Source organism: Pigmentiphaga daeguensis, assembly GCF_039523035.1.
GTDB lineage: Bacteria > Pseudomonadota > Gammaproteobacteria > Burkholderiales > Burkholderiaceae_B > Pigmentiphaga > Pigmentiphaga daeguensis.
The window spans coordinates 1-3496 of the sequence record NZ_BAAAEN010000057.1 but is presented as its reverse complement, the minus strand read 5'-3'; the positions used below and the strand labels follow the sequence as shown (position 1 = coordinate 3496).

Sequence of the window (3496 nt, the reverse complement as noted above, 5' to 3'; positions counted from 1 at the left end):
TCGCGATGCTGCCTGCGATTAAAACGGCAGCATGATGTGCCCGGAGCGTTCCACTTAAAATCTCAAAATACTGTCCAAACAACCGGAGCCACCTCTCTTGTCGATCGCAGCGGCCGTGCCTTCGCGCGAGGCGTCCCGGAAGAAGTCGAAGACGGTAGGTTGGTTGTAGTTGTAATAGTCGCTTTGGGACTTGAGCTTGGTGAACACCCGCATCGGGTCTTCGTCGGTCCAATCCGAGAACAGCAGCACGTGGTCACGGTCGGCGTGGATGGTCTCGGCGCCAGCGGGGTCGATGATGATCGCCCCGTACATGCCCGTGAGTTCCTGGAAGCCGGAGTGCGAGTGGTACCAGTAGGAGCCGCTCTGCTGAACCTTGAAGCGGTACGTGAAGGTCTCGCCGGGAGCGATGCCATTGAAGCTGATGCCCGGCACGCCATCCATCTGATACGGCAGGATGATCCCGTGCCAGTGAATGGATGTGGCTTCACGCAGCTTGTTGGTTACACGGATTGTGACGGTGTCACCCTCGCGCCAACGCAATGTCGGTGCCGGCAGCGAGCCGTTGATGGTCGTAGCCACGCCTGGCTTGCCCGTGAAGTTCACGGGCGATTCGGCGATCACCAAGTCGAACTCGGTGCCCTTCAGCACAGGGGCGGCACCGCGCGTCGCGGAGCCTTGCTGGGCAAATGCCTTGAACGCCGGCGTGGACAGCCCAGCGAGAACGCCGCCGGCGGCTAACCCTTGGACGAAACGCCGACGAGAAAGGCCCTGTGTGGGCACGATAAAAAAGGGTGAACGAGGCGGCATGGCCTGAAATCCTCCATAGATGACTCGGAAGTCGTTCTAAACGCCACCCCATCCTGAGCGGCACAGTTCGACGCAATGCAGGTCATGCTATGGGTTGGGCACTTTCCATCGAATGACCCCTGAATTACATTCATGTAATGTTCGTGTCATGTTCGTGGAAGCTGGCAACCAGTAAATTGCTGATTGAAAGTGGATGAATGCGTACATCGTGAGCGGCTATTTTTCCGCGCCGTAGCGATTTCATGGGACATGCGATGAAACTGCTGGTCGTTGAAGACGAGAACAAGACGGCGGATTACGTCCGCCAAGGTCTCATGGAGGCGGGATTCGTCGTGGATCTGGCGCGCAACGGATTGGACGGACACCACCTGGCCATGGGCGAGACATACGATCTGGTGGTCTTGGATGTCATGCTGCCGGATGTCGATGGCTGGCGCATCGTGCGTGCCCTTCGAGATGCCGGTAAACAGGTCCCTGTGCTCTTTCTGACGGCGCGTGGCGGTGTAGACGACCGTGTCAAGGGATTGGAACTGGGAGCGGACGACTACCTCGTCAAGCCATTCGCGTTCTCTGAGTTGCTGGCGCGGGTGCGGACGCTGCTGCGACGCGGAAGCGCTCCGAGCCAGCCTGATCGCATCCAGGTTGCCGATTTGGTGCTGGACTTGGCGCGCCGGCGCGCAACGCGCGCTGGCCAACGCATCAATCTCACCAGCAAGGAGTTCGCGTTGCTTGAGCTCCTGGCCCGTCGCCAGGGGGAGGTCCTTCCACGGTCTCTGATCGCGTCGCAGGTATGGGACATGAATTTCGACAGCGACAGCAACGTCATCGATGTAGCCATCCGCCGTCTACGCGCGAAGATAGACGATGCGTTCAATCCGAAGCTCATCCACACCGTGCGTGGAATGGGATACACGCTCGATGCGCCCGATGATGCCCCTGCGCCATAAGCCGCGGCAAAGCCGTCCAGCGTCGCTTGCATTGAGGGTCACGGCCCTCGTTGGTATCGCCACGACCTTGGTGTTTCTTGTGTTCAATTGGGTCATTCTCCGGTCGTTGGAGCACCACTTTGCTCAACAGGATGCCCACGAACTGGAGGCAGTGACAACCGCTTTGGCTCAGCCCTTGCACCAGCTTGCAAGTGACATCGCAAGCGACGAACTGAAGCAACACTTGGCCAACGCAGTCGCAGGACATCATGGGATGACGTACGGCGTCTACGATGGGGCTGGCAATAGCATCTATGCCACGCCCGGTCCTGACCTGTCTAAACTTGCCAGTAGCAAAAAGTTGGTCAACCGCATCACCGCTGACGATTTGATCGTGTGGCAGGAGGATCAGAGGTCATATCGAGGTGTGGTGCTGCAACTGCCTGCTGACGATTCAGCGGCGCCCGGCTACCGCATCGTCGCTGCCATGGACATCGGCTTTCATCTCGACTTCCTGGCGGAGTTCAAGCGCATGCTCTGGTGGGCAACCGGCTTGGTCATGTGCCTGGCGCTCGGTGTGGCTTGGCTGGCGGTGCAGTGGGGCCACCTGCCGATTCGCAAGGTCAATGAAGAGATTCGGGCGATTCGCTCTTCAAAGCTGGATGTGAGGCTGGATCCTCGGGATGTGCCGATCGAACTGGCGGAACTGGTATTCGCCTTCAACGATATGTTGGCGAGAATCGAGGAAGGCTTCACCCGGCTATCACACTTTTCCGCAGACATCGCGCACGAGTTGCGCACGCCCGTCACCAACCTGGTCACGCAGACTCACGTGGCGCTTGGCCAGCCGCGCAGCAACGAGGAATACAGAGAAATCCTCTATTCAAATTTGGAAGAGTTTGATCGGATGGGACGCATGATTGGTGACATGCTGTTTCTTGCCCAAACGGAAAATGATCCCCGCAACTTGCGTCTGTCTACCATTGATCTGTCCGAATTGGTGCGGAGTCTGTTCGACTATTTCGAGGCGCTGGCAGAAGATAGCGGCATTACGCTTGGTGTTAAAGGGGCGATCGGCAGCATAGCGGCGGATCGGGAAATGCTCACCCGGGCGCTGAACAATCTTCTCTCGAATGCAATTCGACACACGCCTCGCGGCAAGAGCATCACGGTCTTGCTTTCGCAGGACGAGCAGTGGACAACGATCAGTGTGGTCAATCCCGGTGAGAGAATTCCTGAGCGCGATCTACCAAAGCTCTTCAACCGCTTCTACCGAGTTGATCCGGCACGGCAACGAAATACGGCGGGCGCCGGTCTTGGCCTTGCCATCGTGAAATCGATTGCGGAGGCACATGGTGGCTCCGTTGCCGTGACCTCCAGTGAGCTTGTCACCAGGTTTGACTTGGTATTGCCCCATCTGCGGCAGTAGTCCGAGGGCGCTGCGGTCCGTCCAGCCAACTGGCGTATCTCTTTGCCTGATTCTGGGATCTACCCGGCCGGCCACGTTGCTACGCGAGCGGGACATTTTTTCTCCGTGACTGCCACGTGCCCAGTCCTAGCGGCAGGCGCCGACATCATGCGCTTGTGTATCCCATCGCTACGTCCACACCGCGCGCGGGGGCCTTTGCTCGGTCGTGATCCGGTCACCGATCGTAAGCGTCCGGTGATCACGCCTTGACGACGGCAATCAGGTGGCCGGTGTCCACCGATGTGGCAGCAGTTCGGCGATCCGATTGTTCCTCTGCGTTGTCAGCCGCGTGAGC

The 3496-nt window shown here is 58.7% G+C and carries 2 protein-coding genes and 1 pseudogene; 2 read left to right on the top strand and 1 reads right to left on the bottom strand.

The features are described from left to right. Nucleotides 1-93 precede the first annotated feature (93 nt). Nucleotides 94-807 (bottom strand): annotated as a pseudogene (locus ABD104_RS29995) (multicopper oxidase domain-containing protein); the annotation flags it as partial. Between the two features lie 254 nt (nt 808-1061). On the opposite strand from ABD104_RS29995, the gene ABD104_RS29990 reads away from it, so the two are divergent. Continuing rightward, nucleotides 1062-1754, top strand: a complete 693-nt coding sequence (locus ABD104_RS29990) for a heavy metal response regulator transcription factor (protein WP_003097513.1) — start codon at nt 1062-1064, stop codon at nt 1752-1754. After that, nucleotides 1738-3162: a Cu(+)/Ag(+) sensor histidine kinase gene (locus ABD104_RS29985; RefSeq protein WP_003121551.1), complete on the top strand. Its 1425-nt coding sequence runs from the start codon at nt 1738-1740 to the stop codon at nt 3160-3162. The genes ABD104_RS29990 and ABD104_RS29985 overlap by 17 nt, the downstream gene beginning before the upstream one ends. The last annotated feature ends 334 nt before the right edge of the window (nt 3163-3496 follow it).

What these genes read in the sequence shown, in the direction of transcription:
- ABD104_RS29990 (WP_003097513.1), top strand. Translation starts at nt 1,062, where the DNA reads ATGAAACTGCTGGTCGTTGAAGACGAGAACAAGACGGCGGATTACGTC.
- ABD104_RS29985 (WP_003121551.1), top strand. Translation starts at nt 1,738, where the DNA reads ATGCCCCTGCGCCATAAGCCGCGGCAAAGCCGTCCAGCGTCGCTTGCA.